Origin of the sequence: Rhizobium mayense (assembly GCF_030272705.1) — a bacterium.
Lineage (GTDB): Bacteria > Pseudomonadota > Alphaproteobacteria > Rhizobiales > Rhizobiaceae > Rhizobium > Rhizobium mayense.
Window position 1 is genome coordinate 29,284 of the sequence record NZ_JARFYM010000024.1, and the last position, 23,403, is coordinate 52,686.

The 23,403-nt window shown below is 60.0% G+C and carries 20 protein-coding genes and 2 pseudogenes; 9 read left to right on the forward strand and 13 right to left on the reverse strand.

Annotated features, from left to right (window positions below; all coding sequences use genetic code 11):
* Positions 1-79 precede the first annotated feature (79 nt).
* The 4 genes from PY649_RS23705 to PY649_RS23720 all read right to left on the reverse strand — a co-directional run bounded on the left by PY649_RS23705 (position 80) and on the right by PY649_RS23720 (position 4,811).
* The gene (locus PY649_RS23705) at positions 80-1,063 is read right to left on the reverse strand and encodes an ABC transporter permease (protein ID WP_285871214.1); all 984 of its coding nucleotides are present in this window, start codon (positions 1,061-1,063) and stop codon (positions 80-82) included.
* Positions 1,060-2,055 (reverse strand): ABC transporter permease, encoded by a 996-nt coding sequence (locus PY649_RS23710; RefSeq protein WP_285871215.1) that lies wholly within the window; start codon positions 2,053-2,055, stop codon positions 1,060-1,062. The genes PY649_RS23705 and PY649_RS23710 overlap by 4 nt, the downstream gene beginning before the upstream one ends.
* Positions 2,052-3,590 carry a sugar ABC transporter ATP-binding protein gene (locus PY649_RS23715; RefSeq protein WP_285871216.1) on the reverse strand — a complete coding sequence of 513 codons (1,539 nt, stop codon included), beginning with the start codon at positions 3,588-3,590 and terminating at the stop codon, positions 2,052-2,054. Before PY649_RS23715 ends, PY649_RS23710 begins: the two co-directional genes overlap by 4 nt.
* Before the next feature lie 81 nt (positions 3,591-3,671).
* The gene (locus PY649_RS23720; RefSeq protein ID WP_285871217.1) at positions 3,672-4,811 is read right to left on the reverse strand and encodes a sugar ABC transporter substrate-binding protein; all 1,140 of its coding nucleotides are present in this window, start codon (positions 4,809-4,811) and stop codon (positions 3,672-3,674) included.
* 219 nt (positions 4,812-5,030) lie between these two features.
* On the opposite strand from PY649_RS23720, the gene PY649_RS23725 reads away from it, so the two are divergent.
* Complete coding sequence (locus PY649_RS23725; protein ID WP_285871218.1) at positions 5,031-6,035, forward strand: LacI family DNA-binding transcriptional regulator; 1,005 nt, start codon at positions 5,031-5,033, stop codon at positions 6,033-6,035.
* 58 nt (positions 6,036-6,093) lie between these two features.
* On the opposite strand, the gene PY649_RS23730 is transcribed toward PY649_RS23725, so the two are convergent.
* The 5 genes from PY649_RS23730 to PY649_RS23750 form a co-directional block, all read right to left on the reverse strand.
* The gene (locus PY649_RS23730; protein ID WP_285871363.1) at positions 6,094-6,867 is read right to left on the reverse strand and encodes a carbohydrate ABC transporter permease; all 774 of its coding nucleotides are present in this window, start codon (positions 6,865-6,867) and stop codon (positions 6,094-6,096) included.
* A gap of 51 nt (positions 6,868-6,918) precedes the next feature.
* Complete coding sequence (locus tag PY649_RS23735) at positions 6,919-7,785, reverse strand: carbohydrate ABC transporter permease (RefSeq protein ID WP_285871219.1); 867 nt, start codon at positions 7,783-7,785, stop codon at positions 6,919-6,921.
* A gap of 52 nt (positions 7,786-7,837) precedes the next feature.
* Positions 7,838-9,169, reverse strand: a complete 1,332-nt coding sequence (locus PY649_RS23740; protein ID WP_285871221.1) for an extracellular solute-binding protein — start codon at positions 9,167-9,169, stop codon at positions 7,838-7,840.
* A gap of 54 nt (positions 9,170-9,223) precedes the next feature.
* Entirely contained in the window at positions 9,224-10,741 is a 1,518-nt protein-coding gene (locus tag PY649_RS23745) for a putative N-acetylmannosamine-6-phosphate 2-epimerase (RefSeq protein WP_285871364.1), read from the reverse strand.
* Positions 10,742-10,809: 68 nt separating this feature from the next.
* On the reverse strand, positions 10,810-11,559 hold the full coding sequence (locus PY649_RS23750) for a GntR family transcriptional regulator (RefSeq protein ID WP_285871222.1): 750 nt from the start codon (positions 11,557-11,559) through the stop codon (positions 10,810-10,812).
* A gap of 193 nt (positions 11,560-11,752) precedes the next feature.
* Here PY649_RS23750 and PY649_RS23755 point away from each other — a divergent pair, with 193 nt between their 5' ends.
* The 8 genes and pseudogenes from PY649_RS23755 (at position 11,753) to PY649_RS23790 (ending at position 19,825) form a co-directional block, all read left to right on the forward strand.
* A complete protein-coding gene (locus PY649_RS23755; RefSeq protein ID WP_285871223.1) occupies positions 11,753-12,496 on the forward strand; it encodes a FadR/GntR family transcriptional regulator in 744 nt (247 codons plus the stop codon).
* 25 nt (positions 12,497-12,521) lie between these two features.
* Positions 12,522-14,063 carry an ABC transporter substrate-binding protein gene (locus PY649_RS23760; protein WP_285871365.1) on the forward strand — a complete coding sequence of 514 codons (1,542 nt, stop codon included), beginning with the start codon at positions 12,522-12,524 and terminating at the stop codon, positions 14,061-14,063.
* Between the two features lie 62 nt (positions 14,064-14,125).
* Positions 14,126-15,085: pseudogene (locus PY649_RS23765) on the forward strand (ABC transporter permease).
* A gap of 2 nt (positions 15,086-15,087) precedes the next feature.
* On the forward strand, positions 15,088-15,966 hold the full coding sequence (locus PY649_RS23770) for an ABC transporter permease (RefSeq protein ID WP_285871224.1): 879 nt from the start codon (positions 15,088-15,090) through the stop codon (positions 15,964-15,966).
* Between the two features lie 19 nt (positions 15,967-15,985).
* Positions 15,986-16,903: a dihydrodipicolinate synthase family protein gene (locus PY649_RS23775; RefSeq protein ID WP_285871226.1), complete on the forward strand. Its 918-nt coding sequence runs from the start codon at positions 15,986-15,988 to the stop codon at positions 16,901-16,903.
* 8 nt (positions 16,904-16,911) lie between these two features.
* Complete coding sequence (locus PY649_RS23780) at positions 16,912-17,928, forward strand: ABC transporter ATP-binding protein (RefSeq protein ID WP_285871227.1); 1,017 nt, start codon at positions 16,912-16,914, stop codon at positions 17,926-17,928.
* Positions 17,929-18,882 carry an ABC transporter ATP-binding protein gene (locus PY649_RS23785; protein WP_285871228.1) on the forward strand — a complete coding sequence of 318 codons (954 nt, stop codon included), beginning with the start codon at positions 17,929-17,931 and terminating at the stop codon, positions 18,880-18,882. It abuts the gene before it with no gap.
* Between the two features lie 10 nt (positions 18,883-18,892).
* The gene (locus tag PY649_RS23790; protein ID WP_285871229.1) at positions 18,893-19,825 is read left to right on the forward strand and encodes a dihydrodipicolinate synthase family protein; all 933 of its coding nucleotides are present in this window, start codon (positions 18,893-18,895) and stop codon (positions 19,823-19,825) included.
* Positions 19,826-19,950: 125 nt separating this feature from the next.
* Here PY649_RS23790 and PY649_RS23795 read toward each other — a convergent pair.
* The 4 genes and pseudogenes from PY649_RS23795 to PY649_RS23810 form a co-directional block, all read right to left on the reverse strand.
* A pseudogene (locus PY649_RS23795) lies at positions 19,951-20,361 on the reverse strand (TSUP family transporter); the annotation flags it as partial.
* Positions 20,316-20,594 carry a hypothetical protein gene (locus PY649_RS23800; RefSeq protein WP_285871230.1) on the reverse strand — a complete coding sequence of 93 codons (279 nt, stop codon included), beginning with the start codon at positions 20,592-20,594 and terminating at the stop codon, positions 20,316-20,318. The pseudogene PY649_RS23795 and the gene PY649_RS23800, both read right to left, overlap by 46 nt.
* A gap of 45 nt (positions 20,595-20,639) precedes the next feature.
* On the reverse strand, positions 20,640-21,797 hold the full coding sequence (locus PY649_RS23805; protein WP_285871231.1) for a M20 family metallopeptidase: 1,158 nt from the start codon (positions 21,795-21,797) through the stop codon (positions 20,640-20,642).
* Between the two features lie 37 nt (positions 21,798-21,834).
* The gene (locus PY649_RS23810) at positions 21,835-23,331 is read right to left on the reverse strand and encodes an ABC transporter substrate-binding protein (RefSeq protein WP_285871233.1); all 1,497 of its coding nucleotides are present in this window, start codon (positions 23,329-23,331) and stop codon (positions 21,835-21,837) included.
* Positions 23,332-23,403 lie beyond the last annotated feature (72 nt).

The following is a 23,403-nucleotide window of genomic DNA, read 5'->3' on the forward strand; positions in this document are numbered from 1 at the left end:
GTTCTTCCGGCTGTTTGCCGGAAGCAGGGGGCTATTTCAAGTGCTGAAGCATTCGGTGCTGGTTCCAGGCGACGTATCTCTAAACGAGCTTTTGTCGCCCATAGAGCAGCAGCATGCAGATAATGACGACGCCATAGATGAGCTGCCGTCCGGCTTCTTCGATCTGCATGACGGACAATATGGATTGCAGAAGGGTAATCAGGATGACGCCGGCGACGGTTCCGAGATACGATCCTTTGCCGCCAAGCACATGGGTTCCACCAAGAACGACCGCCGCAATCGACGGCAACAGATAGGCGTCGCCCATCGATTGGGAGGCCTTGGACGCATAGCCGGCCAACAGCACTCCGCCGAGAGCGCTGAGGGAGCCTGAAATGACGAACGCCAGCAAAGTGATGCGGCGCGTGTCGATTCCCGACATATAGGCGGCTCTCTCCCGGTTTCCGATCGCATACAGCGAACGGCCGAATGTGGTCCTGACAAGCAGGAAAACGGCCAGGATACCGACAACCAGCCAAACGATCACACCATTCGGAATCGGGGGTATGACATAGCCGGTCGCGAGAAAACGCATCGCGGGAGATGCGGAGTCTTGCGGCGCAAAACCTCCGGTATAGACGACCATCAAGCCCTGCACGACCGCGTTCGTCGCGAGCGTGATGATCATCGATGGAATGCGCAGATAGGCGACCGCAAGGCCATTGACCGCGCCGATCACCGCACCGCACACGATCCCGAACGGAATGGCGAAGAACGATCCAAAACTGCCGTAGGCGGTTGCCGCGCAAGCCATCATCGCTCCGGCGGCGACGACCCAGGGAACCGAGAGGTCGATCTGCCCGATGAGAATGACCATCATCATGCCGGTTGCGATGACGCCGAGAAACGACGCGACCTTCAACTGTTGCAGCAGATAGTCAGGCGACAGGAAATTCGACGAATAGATGGAGCCGCCAAGAAGCAGGAGCAGGATGCAGCCGAAGGCAATTGCCACCGCCGGATCGACGCGGCGCAAGCGCGCGGGTATGCCGGACCGCTGCATGAGGGATACATCATCGCTCATTGAAACCACTCCAGACGATTGCGAACCCGCGCCAAGCCCATGCTACCTATGCTGATCGCCAGCATCAGCACGATGCCCTGGAACAGCGGTTGCCAGAGGGGATCGAGATCGAAGACGAACAGGAGGTCGCCGATCGTCCGGAAAGCCAGCGCGCCGAAAACCGCCCCGACGGCGCCACCTTTCCCACCCGCCAGCGAAACTCCGCCAAGCACCACGGCCGCGATCGAATAAAGCGTGTAGGCATTGCCGCTCGCGAATGCGGCTTCGCCGGTATAGGAGAAGAAGGTCAGGTAAAGCCCGCCAATCGCCGACATCAATCCCGCCAGTGCATAGGATGCGAATTTGGCACGCTTGATCGGCATGCCGGACATATAGGCGGCGTTTTCAGCGGATCCTGCCGCGTAGGCGGCCCGGCCCAGGATCGATCTGCCGAACGGGATCCAGAAGATCAGGAGGGTTGCCGCAAGCACGACAAGGCTCGCCGGGATGACGCCGAAAAGCTTGGAGGTAAAGGCATCCGCCAGCGTCTCGTTCACCGCACCGCCGGGCGTCGGACGCAGCACCAAGGCAAAGCCGAAGAAGATTGCACTTGTCGCGATCGTGGTCACGATCGGCTGCAGCCGTCCGAAGATGATGATCAACCCGTTCAGCATGCCGCAGGCAAGCCCCGTCAAAAGAACGGCGACAACACCCAAAGCGGTCTGAAACGGCGTTCCGACGACAAGCCATGAGGCGAGACAATTGCACAGGATGAGGATCATACCGACTGAAAGGTCAATGCCGGCGGTGATGACCACAAAACATTGCGCCATCGCCACGAAAGCCAACAACGCCGCCTTGTTGGAAGCGGTCTGCACGACATTCGGGGTAAACCCAGCCGGATGGTTCGAGACATAGATTACGAACATGACGACAAAGAGCACCGCTGCCAGCAGCGTCCCCTTGTGTTGCGCATACCAGAAGCGCCACTCGCCGTGCGGTATCTCTTTCATTGGCCGACCTTCTGTTCTGTCAGGTGTGCGCCGATGTTCAACGCACTGCCAATCAATTCCCGTTCATTGATGTCGGAACCTTCCAGCACGCGGACGATCTTGCCGTCGTACATGACCAGTACCCGGTCACAGCAGCCGATCAGTTCGTCATAGTCGGTGGAATAGAAGATGAGCGCGACGCCGGCTTCCGCAAGCTCGCGGAGCAGGACGTAGATTTCCTGCTTGGTGCCGACATCGATGCCGCGCGTCGGGTCGTTCAGCAGAACGATCTTCGGCCGGTTCATCAGCCACTTGGCGATGACGACCTTCTGCTGATTGCCGCCGGAGAGGGCTCCGACCGGCATGTCGATCGTCGCTGCCTTGATCGCCAGCAGCTTGAGGAGTTCGTCGATCCGCTCCGCCTCGGCCGCGCGATCGATCACGCCCCTGTTGGACACGCTGTCGAGGGCCGCGATCGAAAGATTTTCGCGCACGGTCATGGGCAGCATGAGGCCTTCGGTCTTTCGGTCTTCCGGGATAAGCGCGATCGAGGTCTCGGCGGATTTTGCCTGTTTCGGACTTTTCATCGTCACGCTTCGGCCAGCAATCTGTACATCGCCCCTGACGTCGCGCAGCACGCCGAACAGCGACAAGAGCAGTTCCCGTTGCCCCTGCCCGTCCAGACCGCCGAGCCCGACGATTTCGCCGGGCCTGACATCGAAGCTGATGCCGGAGAGCCGGCTACCCCAGGAAAGGTTCCGGCACGCGAGGATTGGGGCAAGCGTCTTCTCAGGAGGATACTTCGGCGGAAATACGCTGGTATACTCGCGTCCGATCATCAACTCGATCACCTGATGATCGCTTTTCGTCCCGGCTGGATAGGATTCGATACTGCGTCCGTTGCGGAAGACGGTGCATTCATCCGCCAGTTGGGCAATCTCATGCATGCGGTGCGAAATGTAGATAAGCGCCATGCCCTCCGCGCGCAGCCGCTTCAGCACGCTGAAAACTTTTTCGACGTCGGGTTGCGTCAAGGCCGAAGTTGCCTCGTCGAGGATCATGATCCGCGGTTTACGGGCAAGCGCCTTGGCAATCTCGACCATCTGGCAACGCGAGAGCGGCAGGTCTTTGACCAGCGAGGAAGGGTGGATATCGGAAGCTCCGGCGCGCGCCAGTGCTTCTTCAGCGATCAATCTCTGCCTGCGGCGGTCGATCATCCCGAAACGCAGCGGCGGATTGCTGATGACGATGTTGTCCGCAACGGACAGATCCGGAATCAGCGACAGTTCCTGGAAGACGCAGACGATGCCCGCACTGTTTGCCGTGGCAGGTGTCGCGAAAGACACCTCCTTGCCGTCGAACACCATCCGGCCTTCGTCGGCCGCCACGACACCCGCCATGATCTTGATAAGGGTCGATTTGCCCGCACCATTTTCGCCGAGAACGGCGTGGATGGCTCCCGGCCGAATGGCGATGTTGGCCTCTTTCAGCGCGACGACACCGCCATAGCGCTTGGATATGCCTTCCATCCGGAAAAACGGTTCGGATAAACTCACGCGCCCAACCTCCCATCGGGTGCCGCAAGAACGAGACTGCGGACGCGAAGGTCCGCAGTCAAGCGTCGGAATCAAAGGGAATTATTGATTTTCCTTCGTCTGCCCCATGATTTCCTGAGCCGTGAAATTGATGCCGCAAGTCGGGAAGGAATTGCCGACAAAGAAGTTGTCGGACTGCTTGGGATAAAAATCCTGGCCTTCCTTGAAATCCGGATCAGAGACCAGAGCCGTCGGCAGCTTCACTGCCTGGGGTATGACCTGACCTTCCAGAGCGGCGATCGCGGTCTTGATGGCAACCGCAACCTGAGCCGGTCCGGTTCCCGCGGATGCACATTTCAGGCCATCACCCGAATGCGAAGCGCAAAGCTTGCGAAAGCCGTTTTCCGTCTCGCCGCCGAAGGGCACGAAGGGATGCTTAGCATCCATCATTGCCTGCACGACGCCGGTATCGCCACCCTGCGCGGTGATACCGTCGAAGGGACCATTGGTCGCGATCGCATCGGCAGTCGCCTTCTGCGCAACGCCGTCATCCCATTTGCCGACGACTTCTGTCACATTGAACTTCTTGCCGGACGCGCTCAGTGTCTCTTTAATGCCATTGTGCCGATCGGTGTCGACGGAGGTACCGGCAACCCCACGTACCTCGAGAACCTTGCCGCCGTTGGGCATGTGCTTCACAAGCCAGTCACCCCAGATGACACCGAGACCCTTTTGATCGACATTGACGTTGATGGCGTCTTTCGTGTCGAGCGTGTTGTCAAAGGCGACCAGGATGACGCCCGCTTCCTTGGCGCGTTTGATGACCGGGCCAAAAGCGGTCGGGTTTTGCGCGTCCACGACAATCGCATCGTAGCCTGCGTCGATGAAATTATTGATTGCCGATATCTGGGCAGGGACATCTTCGCCCGTCGATACGACCTTGAATTCCTTCAGCTTGGCGGCAACATCAGGTTGTGCCGCATAAGCCTTCGCCGTCTGCACCATCTGGATGCGCCAGGTATTGGCGATATAGCCGTTGGCAAGCGCTATCCGATAGGGTCCCTTCTTTTGGGGATACTGAAGAAACACTGTATCGGCTGCCCAGGGCGTCATGCATTTCGGATCGCCCGCAGGCCCGGACACGACTTTTGGTTCCGCATAAGCCGCGCCGGCAAGCAGCGTCATAAGCGGTACGGAAAACACAGCGATCCGGGCGGATCTTGCTTTGATTGCTTTCAGCATAGAAGTCCTCCTCCTTGGGCGGATCGATCCACCCCTTCTATTTTTGATCGGCATGATTGCATCCGGAAAGGCTCCATCCCATCCTTTCCGAATTTCTCGGAGCGTAACATAGTTGACAGCGCTGTCAAATTACAATTGCTAGCGCTGTCAACTATGGAGTATCTATAGATATTCTTTGTCTCTCGGAAATCGAAAGCAACAACGACTGAAACGTTACTTATGCGCCGAATAACACTGGATGATGTGGCAAACCTCGCTGGCGTCAGCCCGATCACTGTATCCCGCGTTCTGAGGAAGCCGGGGGCAGTGTCGGAAGGATTGCGCCTGCGCGTCCATGCAGCGGTGAACGAACTCGGTTATGTGCCGAATGTCGCTGCGAGCAGGCTCGCCTCATCGCGCACGCATACGATCGGCGTGATCGTGCCGACCCTCTACAATGTCATCTTCGCCGAATACCTTTTTGCGCTACACGAGGTTCTGATCGACGCCGGTTTCCAGGTATTGGTCGTCAACAGCCGCTATTCCGAGATCGAGGAAGAGAACGCCATCAAAGTGCTGCTCGGACAAAAGGTCGAAGCGATCATCATCGCCGGTATCCACCATACGGCGCTATCGAGGCAGCTTCTCAGTCAGGCAAACCTTCCGGTCGTCGAAACCTTCGAGCTCTCTGACTCCCCGATAAATCTCAACATCGGGATGTCGCAGGAACATGCCGGCTACGTGGCCACCCGCCATCTCATTCAGCGCGGCTTTCGTCGGATTGCGTTTCTGACCGGCAATCTCGATCATCGCGCGCAATCGCGCTTCGACGGATATCATAGAGCGATGCGAGAAGCCGACATACCAACCTCGGAAATCATCGCCGAGAAGCCGCGGCACAGTTCTGTTGCGCTGGGATCGGAACTCTTCGCCACGGCGCATGAACGCGGAAATGTTCCGGAAGCCATATTCTGCACCGATGATAATCTGGCTCTCGGCGCGATGCAGGAGTGTCGCAAGCGCGGCATCCGGGTGCCGGACGATATATCGATCATGGGATTTCATGATCTCGAATTCGCGGCATGCGTCTCGCCGTCGCTTTCCTCGATCGCAACACGACGCTATGAAACCGGAAAGCTTGCGGCGGAGAAGGTTCTCTCGGCACTGGAAGCCGGGGCGAAGCCCGACGCGGAGCAGATAGACCTTGGATTTGAGCTGCTGCCGCGCCAGAGCACCAGTGCCTGAAGGACATACGTCATTTTGCGCCCCTGGCCGTGCACGGTAGCGGAGCCTAGAATCATCCCTATCCCTTTACAGCTCCCGCGGCCATCGAGCCCGAAATCTGGCGATACATAAGGAGACCGAGAAAAACCGGGGGCAGCGCGCCGAGCATCATCACCGCGGAGGCTGTGCCCCATTGAACGCCGCCGCCGCTTGCCGCGAAGAAGAACGACGCGCCGACCGTCATCGGCACTGCCTTGTTCGTCGTCAGCATCAGACCAAAGAGGAACTCGTTCCAGGCGGTGATAAAGCCGAAGATGAAGGTCGTGACCAGCGCCGGGCGCACGACAGGCCTGATAATGCTGATCATGATCCGCCAGGAATTTGCACCGTCCACTCTCGCGGCCTCGTCCAGTTCCAGCGGCACATCGGAAATTGCGTTGACGAGAATGACAAGCGCCAGCGGCGTGTTGACGACGGTGAGGATCAGGCCGAGGCCGAGCCGGGTATCGAGCAGGCCAAGCCATTGATACATCATGTAGAGCGGGATCGCGAAGATGATCAGTGGCACAGCGCGCAAATTGACAACGATAGGCAATAAGGTCCGCTTACCCGCTTCGCTTCGCGCGATCGCATAGGCCGCCGGAAAAGCCAGGAGGATGGCGAGCCCCGTCCCAATCAACGAGGCGACAGTGCTGTTCCAGAGATAGGAATAGATGTTGAAGCGATCCGTCTGCGTCAGAACGCGCAGGTAGTTCTCGAGTGTCGGCTGGTTGATCCATAGGCCGGGATTGACGGAGAGCTCGCGCGCGCTCTTGAACGAGGTAACAAGTGTCACGACGATCGGAAAGTTCATCGCAATGGCGGCAACGGCGAAAACGATCCAGCGCAGGGCGTTCACAAACACTCAAATTCTCCTGCGGCCGGCAAGCCAGTTGAGGCCGTAGAGCACGGCGAGCGATGCGAGGAAAAGGATGACGGACGCCGCAACCGCCTTGCCGATCGCGCCTTCTTTGAAGAAAGCCTGGTAGATGTAGATCGACAGCGACGTCGTCGAGCCGCCTGCGCCGCTGCCGGTCAGCGCATAGACATTGTCGAACACGCGAAAGCCATCGATGAAGCGGATGAAGAAAGCGATCACCAATGTCGGCAGCATCAGCGGCAGCTCGATCCACCAAAGTGTTTTGAGCGCCGACGCACCATCGAGCGAAGCCGCTTCGCGCACGTCGAGCGGCACCGCGACATAGGCCATGTAGAACAGCAGAAAAGCGAAGGGCGTCCACTGAAGCGTCTCAACGACGGTCAACGTCCAGAAGGCATGATTGATATCGAGAAAGGCGGGACTGTCGCCGAACCATTCGAAGAGATAGTAGGGCACGGGGCCGGCAAACTCATGCAGCACGAGGCGATACATCAAACCGATCATGGCGGGCGCAACCATCAAGGGCAGCATCAGTGGCGCCATCAGCGCCGAGCGCTTGGAAAGAAGTGGGGCCAGAAAGATCGCCAGGAAAAGGCCGACCAGGCATTCGATAAGCGCTGTCAAAATCCCAAATCGCATGGAAAAGGAAATCGCTTGCCAGAAACCATGATCGGTAAGCACGGTCAGATAGTTGCCGAATCCACTGAGGCTCGGGCTTCGCAGCGTCTGGAAGCTGACGGTCGATACCGAATAGATGAGATTGACGATTGCGGGGAAACCCAGGAACAGCAGCAGGAATCCCACGAGCGGCGTGAGATAAGCCCTTCCCTCAGCACGATGTACGATAGCCATTTCAATCCGCCGGATGGGCCGGACGCCGGGAAAACACGGCGTCCGGCTGATGTTACTTCTTCAGGAGACCCTGCATGCCAGCTTTGGTGTGAGCAAGTGCGTCGTCAAGGCTTTGCTGACCGGACCAGTAGCCGGTAAACTCCTTGGCCTGCAGCTCATAGATGGAGAGCGCATTGGCAGAGGTCGCTCCGTTCATCACATAGCCGTACTTGCTGGCAAACTCCCCGAGCTTGACGAGATCCGGCCGCTCCTTGGCAACCTTCGCCACCACGTCGGGCGCAAGCGCCGGCGAGCCACCGCTGCGGGCATAAAGCAGAGCCGCGTCTTCGGTCGCCAGCCATTTCAGGAACTTGACTGCACCGTCCTTGTTTTTGGCGTTCTTGTTAAGGCCAAGGCCAAGACCATGGATATGGTCGGCGCGGCCCTTGGGACCGGCCGGCGGCGCCACGATGCCGGTGACGTCGGCAACCGCCGGGGACTTGTCGGCACTGGTCAAATCCGCAGCGGCAGCATTCCACTGAAGCGCGGTGGCAGCCTGGCCGGAGCTATAGGCCGCATTGGTTTCCGGATATTCGTAGCTCAGGGAATCCTTCGGTGACGCGCCGGCGTCGTAGAGCTTCTTATAGAGTTCCAGTCCGGTCTTGTAGGCATCGGAATCGATGGTGACGTTGCCGCCCTTGTCAGCCCAATCCCCGCCGTAGGACCGCGGCAGCGACTGGAACACCATCATGTTGAAGAGCAGGTTCTTCATCTGCAGCACCGTGCCGTAACGCACCGGGCTTGCCGAATTCACCCCTTTCGAGAAATAGAGCGCCGTTGCTGCCCAATCCTCCCAGTTCCAGCTATCGGGGTCCTTCGGCTGCAGTTCCTTGCCGAGATACTTCTTGGAAATTTCGGCATATTTCGCCTTGGCGGCGTCGTCCTTCATCAGGGCGTCGATCAGGTCCTTGCGGTAGTACATGAAGTGCAGCGACAGATCGGTCGGCACACCATATTGCTTGCCGTCGAACTGCATGGTCTTCAGCACGGATTCGCCGAACGTCTTGGCGGCGTCGCTACCGAGATCGACCGGCTCCATATAAGGCGCGTAGCGGCCGATCGAGTAGGTCGCCACCAGATTGATATCGAAGGCATTGGAGCCCGCCGCCATGTCGGCCTGGAGCTTGTCGTAGAAGCCCTCACGGTTGAAGAACAGGAGTTCGACCTTGTCGGCGTCGGTGATGCCGGGTCTGGCGTTATAGGCTTCCACGGTGGCGCGAAGCGCCGTTTCCTCCGAACCGCCCGGCCAGCCGAGAACCGTCACGGTCGCATTCGAGGTGCCCGGCATGGCGACGCTTGCAAGAAGCACCGCAAGGGCTGGGAGAAATGTCCTGCTCAATTTCATCGTAGTTCCCTCTCTCTTTTATTGTTGGGTCTGAATGTATGTCTTTTGGAATTGTCAGTCTTGTTCCCCGGCAAGACTTGCCACCCCGATGATCCCCGCGCGGCTACCAAGCTTTGCGGGAACGAGAACAGGTCTCAGGCGGCTTTCGATGCCAGCAAGCTGCTCCCGCATCTGATCGAGATAACCCTTGGCAAGCCCGATGCCGCCGCCGACGACGATCCGCTTCGGATCGAGCATCATCTGAATATCGCGGCAGAGCGTGGCGACCCGGAGCACCGATTGCGAAACAATCGCCTTAGCCCAGGGCGCACCTTTTTCCGCGAGGTCGAAGACCTCCGCGGCGGTTGCCTTGTGACCGGCTTTGAGAGCTTCCGAGGCGATCCACCGACCCGATGTCTGATCTTCCAGCGGAGAGCGGCCTTCAGACGGACCGCGGATCAAGCCGAAATGACCGGCAAGACCGGCAAGCGGACGGCCGTTGATGACGATCCCGCCGCCGATGCCCGTGGAAATGGTAAGAAACACCAGGTCGCCGCGTTCCCCGGCGCCAAACCTGTATTCTCCCCAAGCAGCTGCCTGCGCGTCATTGGCCGCAAAAACCGGCTTGCCGAAGATGGCCTGTGCCTTTTCGACAATCGGATATTGGTCGGGAATGCCGAGCGTCGCCGGATTGAGCGCCGACCACCGGCCGTCCTGAACGAAGCCGGTCACCGCGATGCCGACGCGGGAATAGCGATCCTTCCATATCCCAGCCCTGTCGGCGATCGCCGCAAGCCATGCATCCGGCCCTTCTTGCCGCGCGGTCGGAACAGTTATTTCGTCGAGAACATCGCTGCCTCTGACGAGCGCGGCCATGGTCTTCGTGCCGCCGATATCAATGGCAAGGATGGTTTCAGCGCTGTTGGTATCATGGGCTTTCGCGACTGCCTCATGAAACCATGAGGTCACATGTTCAGTGCGCGTAATTGCCGAGCCGACGACGACGGCGAAGGCGCCGGCCTTTACCGCCGCGGCGGCCTGTTCCGTCGTGCGGATGCGGCCCTCGGCAATGACATAGGGCGTGAGTTGCCGCATCCCGGCGATAAGACTGAGGTCAGGATCGATGGGCTCAGGCCCGCCGACATAGCCGGATAGCGTCGTGCCAACGAAATCGACACCGGCCGCCAAGGCGTGGCGCGCGTCCTCGATGCTCGAGCAATCGGCCATGGTCAGCTTGCCCTTCGCTCTTACCGCCTTCACCAATGCCTCGATGGAGGCAGGACGAACACGGTCCGTGGCATCGAAGGCAACGATATCGGCACCCGCATCCGCCAGGGCCTCGGCGTCTGCCACAAACGGGGTGATGCGCACCGGACTTTCTTCGAGATCTCGCTTGACGATGCCGATGATCGGCACGGTGACCGCCGGACGAACGGCCTTCAGATAGGCAACGGATTCGATCCGTAACGCCCTTGCTCCGGCGTCAACGGCGGCTCTGGCAAATCCAATGACGAATTCCGCCGCATCCATCGGCCCATCGGGAACCGGCTGGCAGGAAACGATGAGGCTGCTCTTGATGTCGTCGCGCTGCAATCGTGGCACTCCATTTCCGTGCCACGATAATTGGAAAATACCAGATTACAACCAGTTTATGACTGGTATCATCGCTGCAGTTCGAAGACGAAGTCGTAGACATCGCCCTTATAGCGGCTTTCGCAATATTCGACGATCTGTCCGTCGGCAAGGAAGCAGCGGCGCTCCGTCATCAGCAGCGGGGCGCCCGGGTCGCAATGAAGATGCTGCGCGTCCTCTGCGGATGCCGCACGCGACCGCATCCTCTGGATAGCCCGTTGCGGCAGGAATCCTCGCGCTTCCAGGGCCTCGTAGAGCGAGTCCTTGACCATCTCCGCAGAGGGCAGGAAACGGACGGGCACCGCCGAAATCTCGACCGCGATCGGTACGCCGTCGGCGGTCCGGATACGCTTCATGCGCACGACATTGCTGTTTCCGGCAACGCCCAGAGCCATCATCTCCGTTGGAGAAGGTCGGCTTATCTGCTTGGAAAGCCAGACACATCCCGGAACAAGCCCGCGGGCAATGATATCCTCCGAAAAACTCGTCAGTGTCGACAAGGATTTTTCGACGCGCGATCCGACTTCCGTCTTGAAACCATGGCGGCGGTTGAGAAAACCTTCTTCCTCGAGCAACGCCAGCGCCTTGCGGACAGTCACGCGAGAGAGCGACAACGTATCGGCAAGAACGCGCTCCCCCGGAAGAACCGCGCCAGCCTTCAAGGCGTTCGACAGGATCGCGGTTTCGATCGCCGCCTTCAGCCGCTTGTAAAGCGGCAGGCCCGGTGTCGTTGCTTCCAGTTCACTGCTGACGAGTTTGATCAACCCATCCGTCGTCATGCGTGCTCCCGTCTCAAACTTCCGCACATCATCTTTCTGCTGAAATCTATCTGGACCTATACTGGTATTAAAATGAAAGAGCAATTGCTGACCGATGGAGCTATCGCATCGATGGGTTTACAGTTGACAGATATCCTACAAGTCAATATGTAAGCTTCATCTTGATCGTGATTGTCCGCGAAAGAAACCGAAAATGGCCTTGAAATCGATGAAGCCCCTGACCCGAGCACCCCTGCTGCACGTCTCCGTGCAGGAGAGTTTGCGCGCCTATATCGATGAAAACGGGCTGGCGCCCGGCACGCTCCTGCCGCCCGAGGGAGAGCTCGCGACGCAGCTCGACGTGAGCCGGAATTCGTTGCGCGAGGGAATCAAGGCGCTGGAATCGCTAGGTGTGCTGGAGACGCGGCGTGGAGTCGGCATCTTCGTGAAGGCTTTTTCCTTCGAACCGCTGCTCGACAATCTCGCCTATGGGCTCGGCGGCGCGCTGCGCCAAATCGAGGAGGTCCTTGAAATCCGCCGCACGCTGGAAGTGGGCCTGATCGGCAAGACGATCGAGATGATCGGCGAGGAAGACATCACCGAACTGCGCGACACGGTCAACAGAATGCGCGTCCATGCCGAGCGCGGAGAGGCCTTTGCGGAAGACGATCAGCTCTTCCACCGACTGCTTTTTCGCTGCCAGCACAATGAAACGCTCGTGCGGCTGATCGATGTCTTCTGGCTCGCTTTCTACAAGGCTTCGGATTTCGTCAACTTGGAAAACCTCGACCCGATGGCGACCTGGCGCGATCACGCCGCGATCGTGGACGCAGTGGAAGCAAGAGATCTGGACGAGGCGCGCAGGCGGCTGGACCGTCACTACGAGGGCATTGCCGTGGTGATTGCGAACAACAAGACAAGTTCAAATGTGGGAGGAACACGTGAGAAAACCATTTAGATTATCCATCATCGCCCTCGCGGCCATGCTGTCGACGACCGCAATTCCGGCCCTTGTCGGCCAGGCGCAGGCAGCGACCCTTTCCGGTGGCTTCGACGTCGGCCCGGGCGGCTTCCAGGGCAACTTCAATCCGCTTGCCGCTACTGCCGGATTCACTTGGCTCAGCATCTATTTCGAACCGCTCGTCACTTATGACGAGAAGCTGCAGAAAGTCGTCGGCGAGCTCGCGAGCTCCTACGAGGTGAGCCCCGATCAGAAGACCTACACGTTCAAACTGACGGACGCCAAATGGCATGACGGCCAGGCATTCACGGCGAAGGACGCCAAGTTCACCCTCGGCCTCGCAATGAACGCCAAGACCGGCTCGGTACTTGCCGCCCGCTTGCAGAACATCTCATCCGTTGAAACGCCGGACGACCACACGGTTGTCGTCAAACTGAGCGCTCCGACCGGCAGCTTTCTCGACACCATGACGAAGGTCATGATGCTGCCGGAGCATGCCCTGTCCTCGATCCCGGCCGATCAGTTGGCCAAGAGCACATGGTGGTCCACCACGCCGATCGGTACCGGACCTTTCAAGTTCACGAAATACGTATCCGATCAATATGTCGAGCTCGCAGCCAACACCGAATACCGTGGCGGCAAGCCAGCACTTGAACGCGTCATCAACCGCTATTTCGCCAATCCGGCTGCGGCGATCGCGGCTCTAAGATCCGGTGAGATACAGTTCACCTACGTCGATTCCAACGACGTGCCGACTTTCAAGGACGACAAGAACTTCAAGGTTATCGAGGGCGATTCCTTCGTCGTCAACTATCTCGGCTTCAACCACGAGTCGCCGATCTGGAAGGATCCGCGCGTCCGCAAGGCAGTGATGTACGCCATCAATCGCGATGCCATCATCAAGAGCCTTTACGGCGGCGCAGCTCAGCCTGCCAACTGCGCTTACGTTGCAGACCAGCTGGTGCCAAAAGGCATCGACGACTATGCCTACGACCCGGCAAAATCCAAGCAATTGCTGGCGGAAGCGGGCTGGGATCAGATCAACGGCAGCAAGCCGATCACCCTGCTGACCTACTATACGACGCCGCTCGCAACCAATGTTCTGGCTGCCGTCCAGGCGATGCTCGCCCAGGTCGGCATCAATGTCGTCCCGCGCGCAGTCGATGCGCCAACCTATAACAGCATCGTGCTCAACCCAAAACCGGACGTCGCGCAGTTCCAGATGGTCTACGCCGGGCTTCAGAACGGGCCGGATGCCGGAAGCATCAATGTCGGGCTGAATGAAAGCCAGATTCCGCCGGCCGGAGCGAATGTCGTTAGGGCACGCATGCCGGAGGTGAGCACCGCACTCAACGCCGCGCTTTCGGAGACCGACGGCTCCAAGCGTGACGGCCGTTATCAGGACGTCTGCAAGGCCATGAATTCCAATCTGCCCTGGGCAACGCTCTGGGTGGCAAAACGCTACGGCATCGTCTCGTCCAAGGTGAAAGACTTCGTCTGGACGCCGGCGCCGGGCGGCGGACCTTATCAGGCCGATGCGCAGAAATGGTCGATCGCCGAATAAGGCGCTCCTTTCCTGAAACGCCTTGAGGGTGGCCAGGGCCACCCTCACAAGACGGATTCACAATGCTTCGATACAGCCTTCGACGCCTGATCATAGGAGTTGGCATGCTCATCGCCCTGAGCATGCTGATCTTCCTGCTGTTGCGTCTGACGCCCGGCGATCCGATCGACGCCTATATCGATCCGAACGTCCCGATGTCGCCGACCGACCTCGCCAACCTGCGCAAAAGCCTGGGTCTCGACCAGCCCTTGCCGCTGCAATATCTCGGTTGGCTGCAGAACGCGCTGATGGGCAATCTCGGCTATTCGATCAAGCGTCTCGACCAACCGGTTCTGGGTCTCGTGCTATCGCGGATCGGACCGACCGTCCTCCTCATGGGTTCGGCTCTGGTGATCGCCGTTATTGCTGGTATTGCCGTGGGCGTTTTCAGCGCCGTCCGCCGCAATTCGATCGCCGATCTGTCCTTCTCCGTCTTCGCGCTTGCCGGCATTTCCAGTCCCGCATTCCTCAGCGCCCTCATCGGCCTCTATGTCTTCTCCGTTCGCCTGCATTGGATGCCGTCCGGCGGCATGCTGACGCCGGGCGAGGAATTTTAGATTGGTGATCTCATTCATCACCTGATCCTGCCCGCCGCACTGCTGTCTATCGCGCAGGCTGCATTGATCACCCGCTACATGCGCGCGTCGCTGCTGGAGGTTCTCAACCAGGATTATGTGCGCACAGCTCGCGCCAAGGGTGTTGTGGAGTTCTGGGTCATCACCAAGCATGCGCTCCGCAATGCCCTTCTTCCCATCGTAACTCTCGTTGGTTCCACCATCGGGCTTGCGATCGGCGGCGCCATCTTCATCGAGAGCGTCTTCAATTGGCCAGGCATGGGCCTGCTCCTCGTCGATGCCGTTGAGACGCGAGATTACCCCGTCATCATGGGTGCGACGCTCGTCATCGGCATCTGCGTCATCGTCGTCAATCTGTTGACCGACATTACCTATGCGGTTGTCGATCCGCGCATCAAGGTAGGCTGACGATGTCTGATAGCTCCACGTCCCGCCGCAGCGCCGGGCCGCTCGCCCGCGCATTCGAACGCTTTCTGCTGAACCGCGCCGCTGTCGCCGGCATTTGCGTCGCCGTTCCGATGTTGCTGCTGATCCTGTCCTATCCGCTGTGGTGGACGTTTCAGCCGAACGATATCGACCTTCTGGCCATGAACAGCGGCCCGACGGCAACGCACTGGTTCGGAACCGACGGCGTCGGCCGCGACGTCTTCGCGCGTGTTCTGGAAGGCGGCCGAATTTCGCTGCTCGTCGCCGTTGCATCGACCGCCCTTTCGGCGATCATCGGCTTTCTCTTCGGCGCCGTCTCCGCGCTCGCCGGCCGATGGGCCGATGCCGTCTCGATGCGCTTCGTCGATCTGGTGATGACCTTGCCGCCCGTCATTTTCCTGCTTGTGCTCGCCTCGATCGCCGGCACCGGCATCTGGCCGACGGTGATCGTTATCTCTCTGCTCTCCTGGCCGCTTCTTGCGCGCATGGTCCGCTCGCGGCTTCTGGAACTGCGCGAGCGCGATTTCGTCTTGGCCTCGCGCGGCATGGGCGCCGGCATTGGACACCTGCTTTTTCGCCACGGTCTGCCGAACGCGATCGACATCCTCGTCGTCTACGCAACGCTGCAGATCGCCAATGCCATCCTGCTCGAGGCTGGTCTGTCCTTCCTCGGTCTCGGCATTGCCCCGCCTGCCGCAAGCTGGGGCAACATGCTCAATGCCGCCCGCTCGACCGCGGTTCTCGAACAATATCCCTGGCAATGGCTCTTCCCCGGCGGAGCGCTGATCCTTGCCGTACTTGCAATCAACTTCATCGGCGATGGCCTCAGAGATGCCTTCGATCCGCGTGCCGAACTAAACTGACAATCGAAAGAAAGCGAAAATGACCAAATTCAAGGGTGTCGTCCCCCCCGTCGTAACGCCGCTCAATCCGGATTTCACTGTCGATTATCCGTCCTATACTCGGGTTCTCGAACATCTGATCGATGCCGGCTGCCACGGCGTGTTCGTGCTCGGCTCGACGAGCGAAGTCGTCTTTCACGATGAAAAGACGCGACGCGAGATCATCGAGCATTCGGCAAAGGTGGTGAACGGCCGCGTGCCGCTCATCGTCGGCACCATCGATCCGACGACCGATCGCGTCATCGCCCATGCGAAAGTCGCGAAGGCCGCCGGCGCCGACGCGGTGGTGGTAACGGCACCCTTCTATACTGTTACCAGCCAATCCGAGATCCTCGATCATTTCCGCTACATCAGGGATGCGGTAGACGTCCCGGTCGTCGCCTACGACATTCCCGTCTGCGTTCATGTGAAGCTGCAGCGGCAGACCGTCGTGACGCTCGCCAAGGAAGGCACCATCATCGGCCTCAAGGATTCGAGCGGTGATGACGGCAATTTCCGCTATGCTCTGCTCGATCTCGCCGAACACAAGGACATCTTCCTGATGACCGGCTCCGAGATCGTCGTCGACAATGCCCTGCTGATGGGCGCCCACGGCGTCGTTCCGGGCATCGCCAACGTCGACCCTCATGGCTATGTCCGTTTGTGGGATGCCGCACAGCGTGGCGATTGGGCCGCAGCGCGAAAGGAGCAGGAGCGCCTCTGCCGCCTCTTCGAAATCGTGTGGGTCGCCCAGGGTCGCGTTAGCGGCGGCGCATCGGGCATAGGCGCTTTCAAGGCCGCCATGCGCAGCCTCGGGATCATCGATACCGCCATCATGCCGCGGCCACGCGCCGCGCTGAACGAGGCCGAAACGGCACGGATCGACGAAATCTTGCGCGCAACCGGCCTGTTGAACTGAGGCGCGTAATGGAGCTGACCACCGATCCCGTTCTCGACATCAAGGGGCTGCGAACGATCTTCCGCATCCGCGGCGGCGAGATCACGGCTGTCCACGATATCGACCTGACCGTTGCCGCCGGCGAGACCCTGGCGCTCGTCGGCGAATCCGGCTCTGGGAAATCGGTGACCAGCCTTTCCGTCATGCGTTTGCTCACCCGCAATATCGGGAGGATCGCCGCCGGCAACATCCGCCTGAAGAGCAAGAACGGCGAAGTTCGCAATCTCGTCTCCCTTGGCGATGAGGCTATGCGCAGGATCAGGGGCGATGACATCGGCATGGTGTTTCAGGAGCCGATGTCGAGCCTCAATCCCGTGTATACGATCGGCGACCAGATATCGGAACCGATCCGCATCCATCGCGGCGCGGATCGGAAATCTGCGATGGATGCGGCTGTCCAACTGATCGACAGCGTCGGTATTCCGGATGCGAAGCGGCGTGCCGGCCAATATCCGCACGAACTGTCGGGCGGCATGCGGCAGAGGGCGACGATCGCCATGGCTCTCGCATGCGATCCGACATTGCTGATTGCCGATGAACCCACCACGGCGCTGGATGTGACAATCCAGGCGCAAATTCTCGACCTGCTCCTCAGGCTGCAGCGCGAGCGCGGCATGGCCATGCTGTTTATCACGCACAATCTCGGCGTCGTTGCCGAGATCGCCCATCGCGTTGCTGTCATGTATGCGGGGCGGATCGTCGAAGAGGGGCCGGTCGGCGAGGTCTTCAGCAATCCGCGCCATCCCTATACGATGGGCCTTCTGGCCTCCATGCCGCGTCTCGGCGATGCGGCGCGGATGAAGCAGGCCGGCGAGAAACTCGCCGCCATTCCGGGCGTGGTCCCGAGCCTGACGAACATGCCGGCCGGCTGTGCATTTTCCCCGCGTTGCAAATTCGCGGTCGATGCCTGCCGCGCGGCCGTTCCGGAGCTCGCGGAGGTCAGTCCGCAACACCGCAGCCGCTGCATAAGATGGCAGGAGATCTAGATGAGCGAGCCCTTGCTCTCCGTCCGCGATCTCGGGAAGCACTATACGTCCCGAGGTACCAAGCTGAACATTCTTCAGAATATCTCCTTTGATATCGCCAAGGGCGAGGTCGTCGGGCTTGTGGGCGAATCCGGCAGCGGAAAAACCACGATCGGACGTTCGGTCCTGCGCCTCGTGGAGCCGTCGGCGGGCAGTGTCCGCTTCGACGGCGTGGAACTGACCACGCTGTCCGCCTCCGCTCTGAGACGCGCACGACCGCGCATGCAGTATATTTTTCAGGATCCCTTCGCCAGCCTCTCGCCGCGCATGACGATTGGCGAGATCCTGACCGAGGGCCTGAAGATCCAGCGCATCGGGACCAGCAAGGAGCGGCTCGAGCGGGCGCACTCCGCCCTCGCCCAGGTCGATCTGCCCGCCGATGTGATCAATCGCTACGCGCACGAATTTTCGGGTGGCCAGCGCCAGCGCATCGGCATCGCCCGCGCCTTGACCCTGTCGCCCGAATTTATCGTGGCCGACGAGCCGGTCTCGGCACTTGACGTCTCGATCCAGGCGCAGGTCATCAATCTGTTGCGCGAATTGCAAATGCGCCTCGGCCTGACCATGCTCTTCATTTCGCATGATCTGGCCGTCGTCGAATATATCTGCGACCGGGTGATCGTGCTCTATCTGGGCCGCATCATGGAAATCGCGCCGAGTGCCGATCTCTACGCCAGGCCGCAGCACCCCTATACGCGCGCGCTGCTGTCGGCGATTCCGTCGACCGATCCCAATGTCCGGCGCGAGCGCCAGATCCTCAGAGGCGACATACCGAGCCCGGCCAATCCACCCTCCGGCTGCGTCTTCCGCACACGCTGTCCGCACGCACAGGATGCCTGCGGCAAGACGGTCCCGGAGCAGAGAGAGGTCGCACCGGGTCATTTCAAAGCCTGCATTCGCGACGATTTGAATTGAGAGGCACTCGGTGACAGCAAAAAAGCGGCATGCCATCGCCGGCAATTGGGCGACCCTTCTTCTGCCGATCGGCGTGGGCGATGAAATCGAATTCGCAAAGCTCAGCGAGGAAATCGACATCCTGATCGCGGCCGGTGTCGACGGCATCTATTCGAACGGCACGGCGGGTGAATTTCATAGCCAAACCGAAGCCGAATTCGACCGCATCCAATCGATGCTGGCCGAACGATGCACCGAGGTCGGCATGAACTTCGTCATCGGCGCGTGCCAACCGGACGCCCGCATCACGCTGGAGCGGCTTCGCCGCGCGGCGCTCTTGAAGCCACTGGCGATCCAGGTCATCCTGCCCGACTGGTGGCCGGTGACGGATCAGGAAGCCATCGATTTTCTGAAAGGCGCTGTCGACGTCGCAAATGGCGTTCCGCTGATCCTCTACAACCCACCGCATGCCAAACGGGTCCTGGCGCCGGAGGAGCTGGGCAGGATCTGTGCCGCAGCGCCAGGCGTCATCGGCGCGAAGGTGGCTGACGGTGACAAGCAATGGTATGCGGAAGCACGCCAACACCTCTCGGAGCTCTCGCTCTTCGTCCCTGGCCATCATCTCGCAACTGGCATTGCGGAAGGAGTCGCGGCGGGTTCTTTCTCCAACGTCTGCTGCCTGAGCCCCCGAGGCGCACAGATGTGGACCGCATCGATGCAGGAGGATATCCATGCCGCTCTCGGTTTGGAGTGCCGGATTTGCAAATTCATGGAAACGCATATCGTCCCCTATCGCCAGCGACTGGGCTACTCAAACGCCGCGCTCGACAAGCTCCTCTGTGCTATCGGCAACTGGGGACCTGTCGGCACCCGTCTGCGCTGGCCATACCGCTCGATAGAGATGAGCGAGGCAGAAAGACTTCGCGACGTCGCGCGGATCGAACTGAGCGAACTTTTCGGCTGATTAAGGGCGGCTCGGACCGATATCGCGGCTAGCTCCACCGCCTTCGGAATTGCCGGCAGCGCGAGGGACATGCCCGATGCGCAGAGCAGAAGAAAGATGATCAGCTTCAGGACCTTGGGCGACAAGGGCGGCGGCAGACGTCTGGCCAGGTGGGTGCTGATGGCAACGGTGACGACGGCTGAAAAAGGCGGCCAATAACGGGGTTCGGGAAAGGTGTCGTCGGCAATGACGACGAGAAGACGGATCAGCGCGTTGAAAGCAAAGATCGCCACCAGCATCTCACGGATGGCGGCGATCGGCAGCGGCTGACGGTAGAAATGATAGACCAGCGGCGGGCCGCTGGTGGAGAACAGCCCGCCCATAAAGCCCGAGAAGGCGCCATAGACAACAAAGGACGAATCCCTCGTTTCCCGTCGTTCCTCCTTGGGCGGCAGAACCAGTTGCAGGGAGGAGGCGACGATGACGACGCCGAGGATGATGCGCAGATAGATCAGCCCGTTGCTGGCGAGTTGATCGAGCAGGAAATAGCCTGCCACAACACTAAAACGAACTCCTGGCGCAACACATAGCGCCAGCCCTTCACCATCATGATCGTCGCGTTGACCAGCGTCAGCACATCCGTTATGACGGCCACATCCGGCAGCGGCATGACGGCGGTGAGACCGACACCGCCCATCGGCAGCAGGCCGAAGGCAAAGCCCGTCAATGTCTGCACATATGCGGCCGCTCCGGCGAGCAACACGAAGCCGAGAATTTCAGCCGATGTCATTGCTCGACGGCACCTGGGATACTCCCTCGATCGATCGCAGGGGCATCAGACGTTTCCGTCGAGCGTCAACATCAGGTTGGCAAGCAATGCCGTGCGCGGCGCGACGCTGCTCACATAGATAAATTCGTCGAACGTATGAGCGCCGGCACCGTCCGCACCCAGGCCGTCCAGCGTCGCGACTCCGAGAGCGGCGGTGAAATTGCCGTCCGAGCCGCCCCCGGTGCTGACGCCTTCCAATGTGATACCGAGTTCGGCGGCGATCTCTGCCGTATGGTCGAAGAGCTGCCTGCCGCTTTCAGATTGCGCGAAGGGCGGCCGGCTGAGGCCCCCTGTGATCTCGATGGTGATGTCTGGATCGACGGGCCTCACGGCCTCGATCTTGCCCAGGATTTCCAGAGCCGCCTGCTCGTCGGGCAGGCGCGCGTCGACCTGCATGCGGCATTCCGCCGGCACTGTGTTGCGGCCGGTACCGCCGCGAATGGTGCCGACCGTCACGGTGACGCCACACACCGGATCGTTCAGCGCTTCAAGCTCAAGTACCAACCGTGCGGCCGCACGGATCGCGCTTCGGCCATCCTGTGGCTTGCTCCCGGCATGGGAGGCGCGGCCGCGGACGATGATGTCGTACATGGCAACACCCTTGCGCGCGACGACGATCTTGCCGCCATCACGGGCAGGCTCGACCACCAGCGCATAACGGGCATTGCGGCCAAAAGTTTCGATCAGTGCGCGGGAGCTGGCGCTGCCCATCTCCTCGTCCGGCATGAAGAGCAGATCGACCGGAAGCTTGGGACCGGAATCGTGCCGGACTGCGAGCTTCATCGCCTCCAATGCCATAAGCGCACCGGCCTTCATGTCGTAGATGCCCGGCCCATAGAGACGATCGCCCTCCTGCCGCCATGGCAGCTTGCTCTCGATCGTGCCGGCTGCATGAACCGTGTCGAGATGGGCAAGGATGAGCGTGCTCTTCTGGTTGCTGCCCGCAGGGCGCGGCGTGCGCACGGCAAGAATATCGCCGAACCCCATCGTGCCAGGCGTCCGCTCGGTAGCGAGACCGGCGGCTCTGGCGATTGCCTCGACGCGGTCAACCAGTTGGTTCACGGCATCCGCATCGGGCGTATGCGTTTCCAGCTCAACCCAGTGCCGCAGTTCTGCGAGCAAGGCTGCTTGGTCGATATCATCAGCAGAAATGTCGATAGTCATAAAGGTATCCAATTTAGAAATCATGTGGCCGGCCAGATCACTGCTGCCAGCTCATGTCCATGACGAACATGGCTTCATTCGGACTCGGCTGCCACTTCAGATGGCGATTGGCGCCGTAAACGGCGTCGCCCTGATATAGGCCAATGCCGGGTACATCGTCCCTCAGGATCTCGTAGGCTTTCTGGTAATCCGCCAGTCGTTTGGCGTTGTCGAGTGTCGAGCGAGCGTCGTCGACGAGGCTGTCGTATTGCGGATTGCTGTATTTCGCCCAGCTGCTGCCGGTGCGAAAGAGCGGGAAGATGATGCCATCCGCGTCCTGGCAGGCGCAGGACCAGCGGCCGAGCGCGACGCTGCCGGCGTCCTTCGCGTCGCCCTGGCGGCGCTTCAGGAATGTCGCCTGATCGAGCGCGGTAATTTCCGTATTGAGGCCGACATCGTTCAGCATCTGCTGGATGGCCTCAACCATCGAGCGATCATAGGCCGGCGAGGTGAGGAACTCGATTTTCGCCCCTTCGGCGCCCGCTTCCTTGATCAGGGCGCGCGCCTTGTCCGGATCGAAAGGATAGCCTTCGACCTTGTCGGTATAACCGAAGATCGGTTGCGCGCCGAGAATGTTGACCGGGGACCCGAAGCCCTGCAGCAGCGCGTCGATCAGGGTCTGCCGGTCGATCGCATAGGCGATCGCCTGTCGCACGCGGACGTCCTTGGTCGCCCCGGCCTGGGCATTGATGTAGATATAGCCGACACGCTCGGTCGGAACCGACAGCACCTGTGCACCCTGATCACTCTTCAGCGCAATCGCCTGATCGGAAGGAAGATCGCGAACCAGATCGGCCTTGCCGGTCTTGAGATCGGCGATACGGGTCGAAACGTCCGGAACGGCGCGGAAGAACACGTGTTCAAACGGCGGCTTTGCACGCCAGTATTGGTCGTTGGCCTGCAGCTCGGTCTGCACGCCCTTCTGCCACTGCACGACCTTGTAGGGGCCGCTGCCCATCGGCTTTTGATTAAATTCCTGAGCGCCCACCTTCTCGACATAGGCCTTCGGCACGATGGAAAGCTTGACAAGCTGGGCGAGCAGCGCCGGATAGGGCGATTTCGTCGTCATCTTCACGACCGTCGCACTGGTCGCCTCGGCCTTGTCGATCTGGTTGAACTGCGACAGCTGCGGGCTCTTGAGCGCCGGATCGATAATGCGGTTGATGCTGTAGGCGACGTCATCAGCCGTCAGCTTGCTGCCGTCCTGGAAAGTCACATCATCGCGGATCTGGAACTCGAGCGTCTTATCGTCAAGATATTTCCAGGACGTCGCGACCTGCGGCACAATCGTGCCCGACGCATCGCGGGTGATGAGATTGTCAAAGATGTTGCGGTAGACGCTGTAGCTGTCGGTGTCCCATTGAAGATGCGGATCGAGCGTTGCAGCGTCGTTCGGCAGGTCGATGGTGAGCGTATCCTTTGCCGATTGGGCATAAGCGGCCGATGCCAGGAGGCTCAGGGCAAAGGCGGCTGCGGATAGAAGCTTGAAATGCATAGTCTGATACCCCTCTTTTTTATCTCGAAATTTCGTAACACCATTATCCGGCGATGGTCATCTTACTAATCC

Coding starts and splice junctions, on each gene's coding strand:
- PY649_RS23705 (WP_285871214.1), bottom strand. CDS start 1,063: ATGAGCGATGATGTATCCCTCATGCAGCGGTCCGGCATACCCGCGCGC.
- PY649_RS23710 (WP_285871215.1), bottom strand. CDS start 2,055: ATGAAAGAGATACCGCACGGCGAGTGGCGCTTCTGGTATGCGCAACAC.
- PY649_RS23720 (WP_285871217.1), bottom strand. CDS start 4,811: ATGCTGAAAGCAATCAAAGCAAGATCCGCCCGGATCGCTGTGTTTTCC.
- PY649_RS23725 (WP_285871218.1), top strand. CDS start 5,031: ATGCGCCGAATAACACTGGATGATGTGGCAAACCTCGCTGGCGTCAGC.
- PY649_RS23730 (WP_285871363.1), bottom strand. CDS start 6,867: ATGAACTTTCCGATCGTCGTGACACTTGTTACCTCGTTCAAGAGCGCG.
- PY649_RS23735 (WP_285871219.1), bottom strand. CDS start 7,785: ATGGCTATCGTACATCGTGCTGAGGGAAGGGCTTATCTCACGCCGCTC.
- PY649_RS23740 (WP_285871221.1), bottom strand. CDS start 9,169: ATGAAATTGAGCAGGACATTTCTCCCAGCCCTTGCGGTGCTTCTTGCA.
- PY649_RS23750 (WP_285871222.1), bottom strand. CDS start 11,559: ATGACGACGGATGGGTTGATCAAACTCGTCAGCAGTGAACTGGAAGCA.
- PY649_RS23755 (WP_285871223.1), top strand. CDS start 11,753: ATGGCCTTGAAATCGATGAAGCCCCTGACCCGAGCACCCCTGCTGCAC.
- PY649_RS23760 (WP_285871365.1), top strand. CDS start 12,522: ATGCTGTCGACGACCGCAATTCCGGCCCTTGTCGGCCAGGCGCAGGCA.
- PY649_RS23770 (WP_285871224.1), top strand. CDS start 15,088: ATGTCTGATAGCTCCACGTCCCGCCGCAGCGCCGGGCCGCTCGCCCGC.
- PY649_RS23775 (WP_285871226.1), top strand. CDS start 15,986: ATGACCAAATTCAAGGGTGTCGTCCCCCCCGTCGTAACGCCGCTCAAT.
- PY649_RS23780 (WP_285871227.1), top strand. CDS start 16,912: ATGGAGCTGACCACCGATCCCGTTCTCGACATCAAGGGGCTGCGAACG.
- PY649_RS23785 (WP_285871228.1), top strand. CDS start 17,929: ATGAGCGAGCCCTTGCTCTCCGTCCGCGATCTCGGGAAGCACTATACG.
- PY649_RS23800 (WP_285871230.1), bottom strand. CDS start 20,594: ATGACATCGGCTGAAATTCTCGGCTTCGTGTTGCTCGCCGGAGCGGCC.
- PY649_RS23805 (WP_285871231.1), bottom strand. CDS start 21,797: ATGACTATCGACATTTCTGCTGATGATATCGACCAAGCAGCCTTGCTC.
- PY649_RS23810 (WP_285871233.1), bottom strand. CDS start 23,331: ATGCATTTCAAGCTTCTATCCGCAGCCGCCTTTGCCCTGAGCCTCCTG.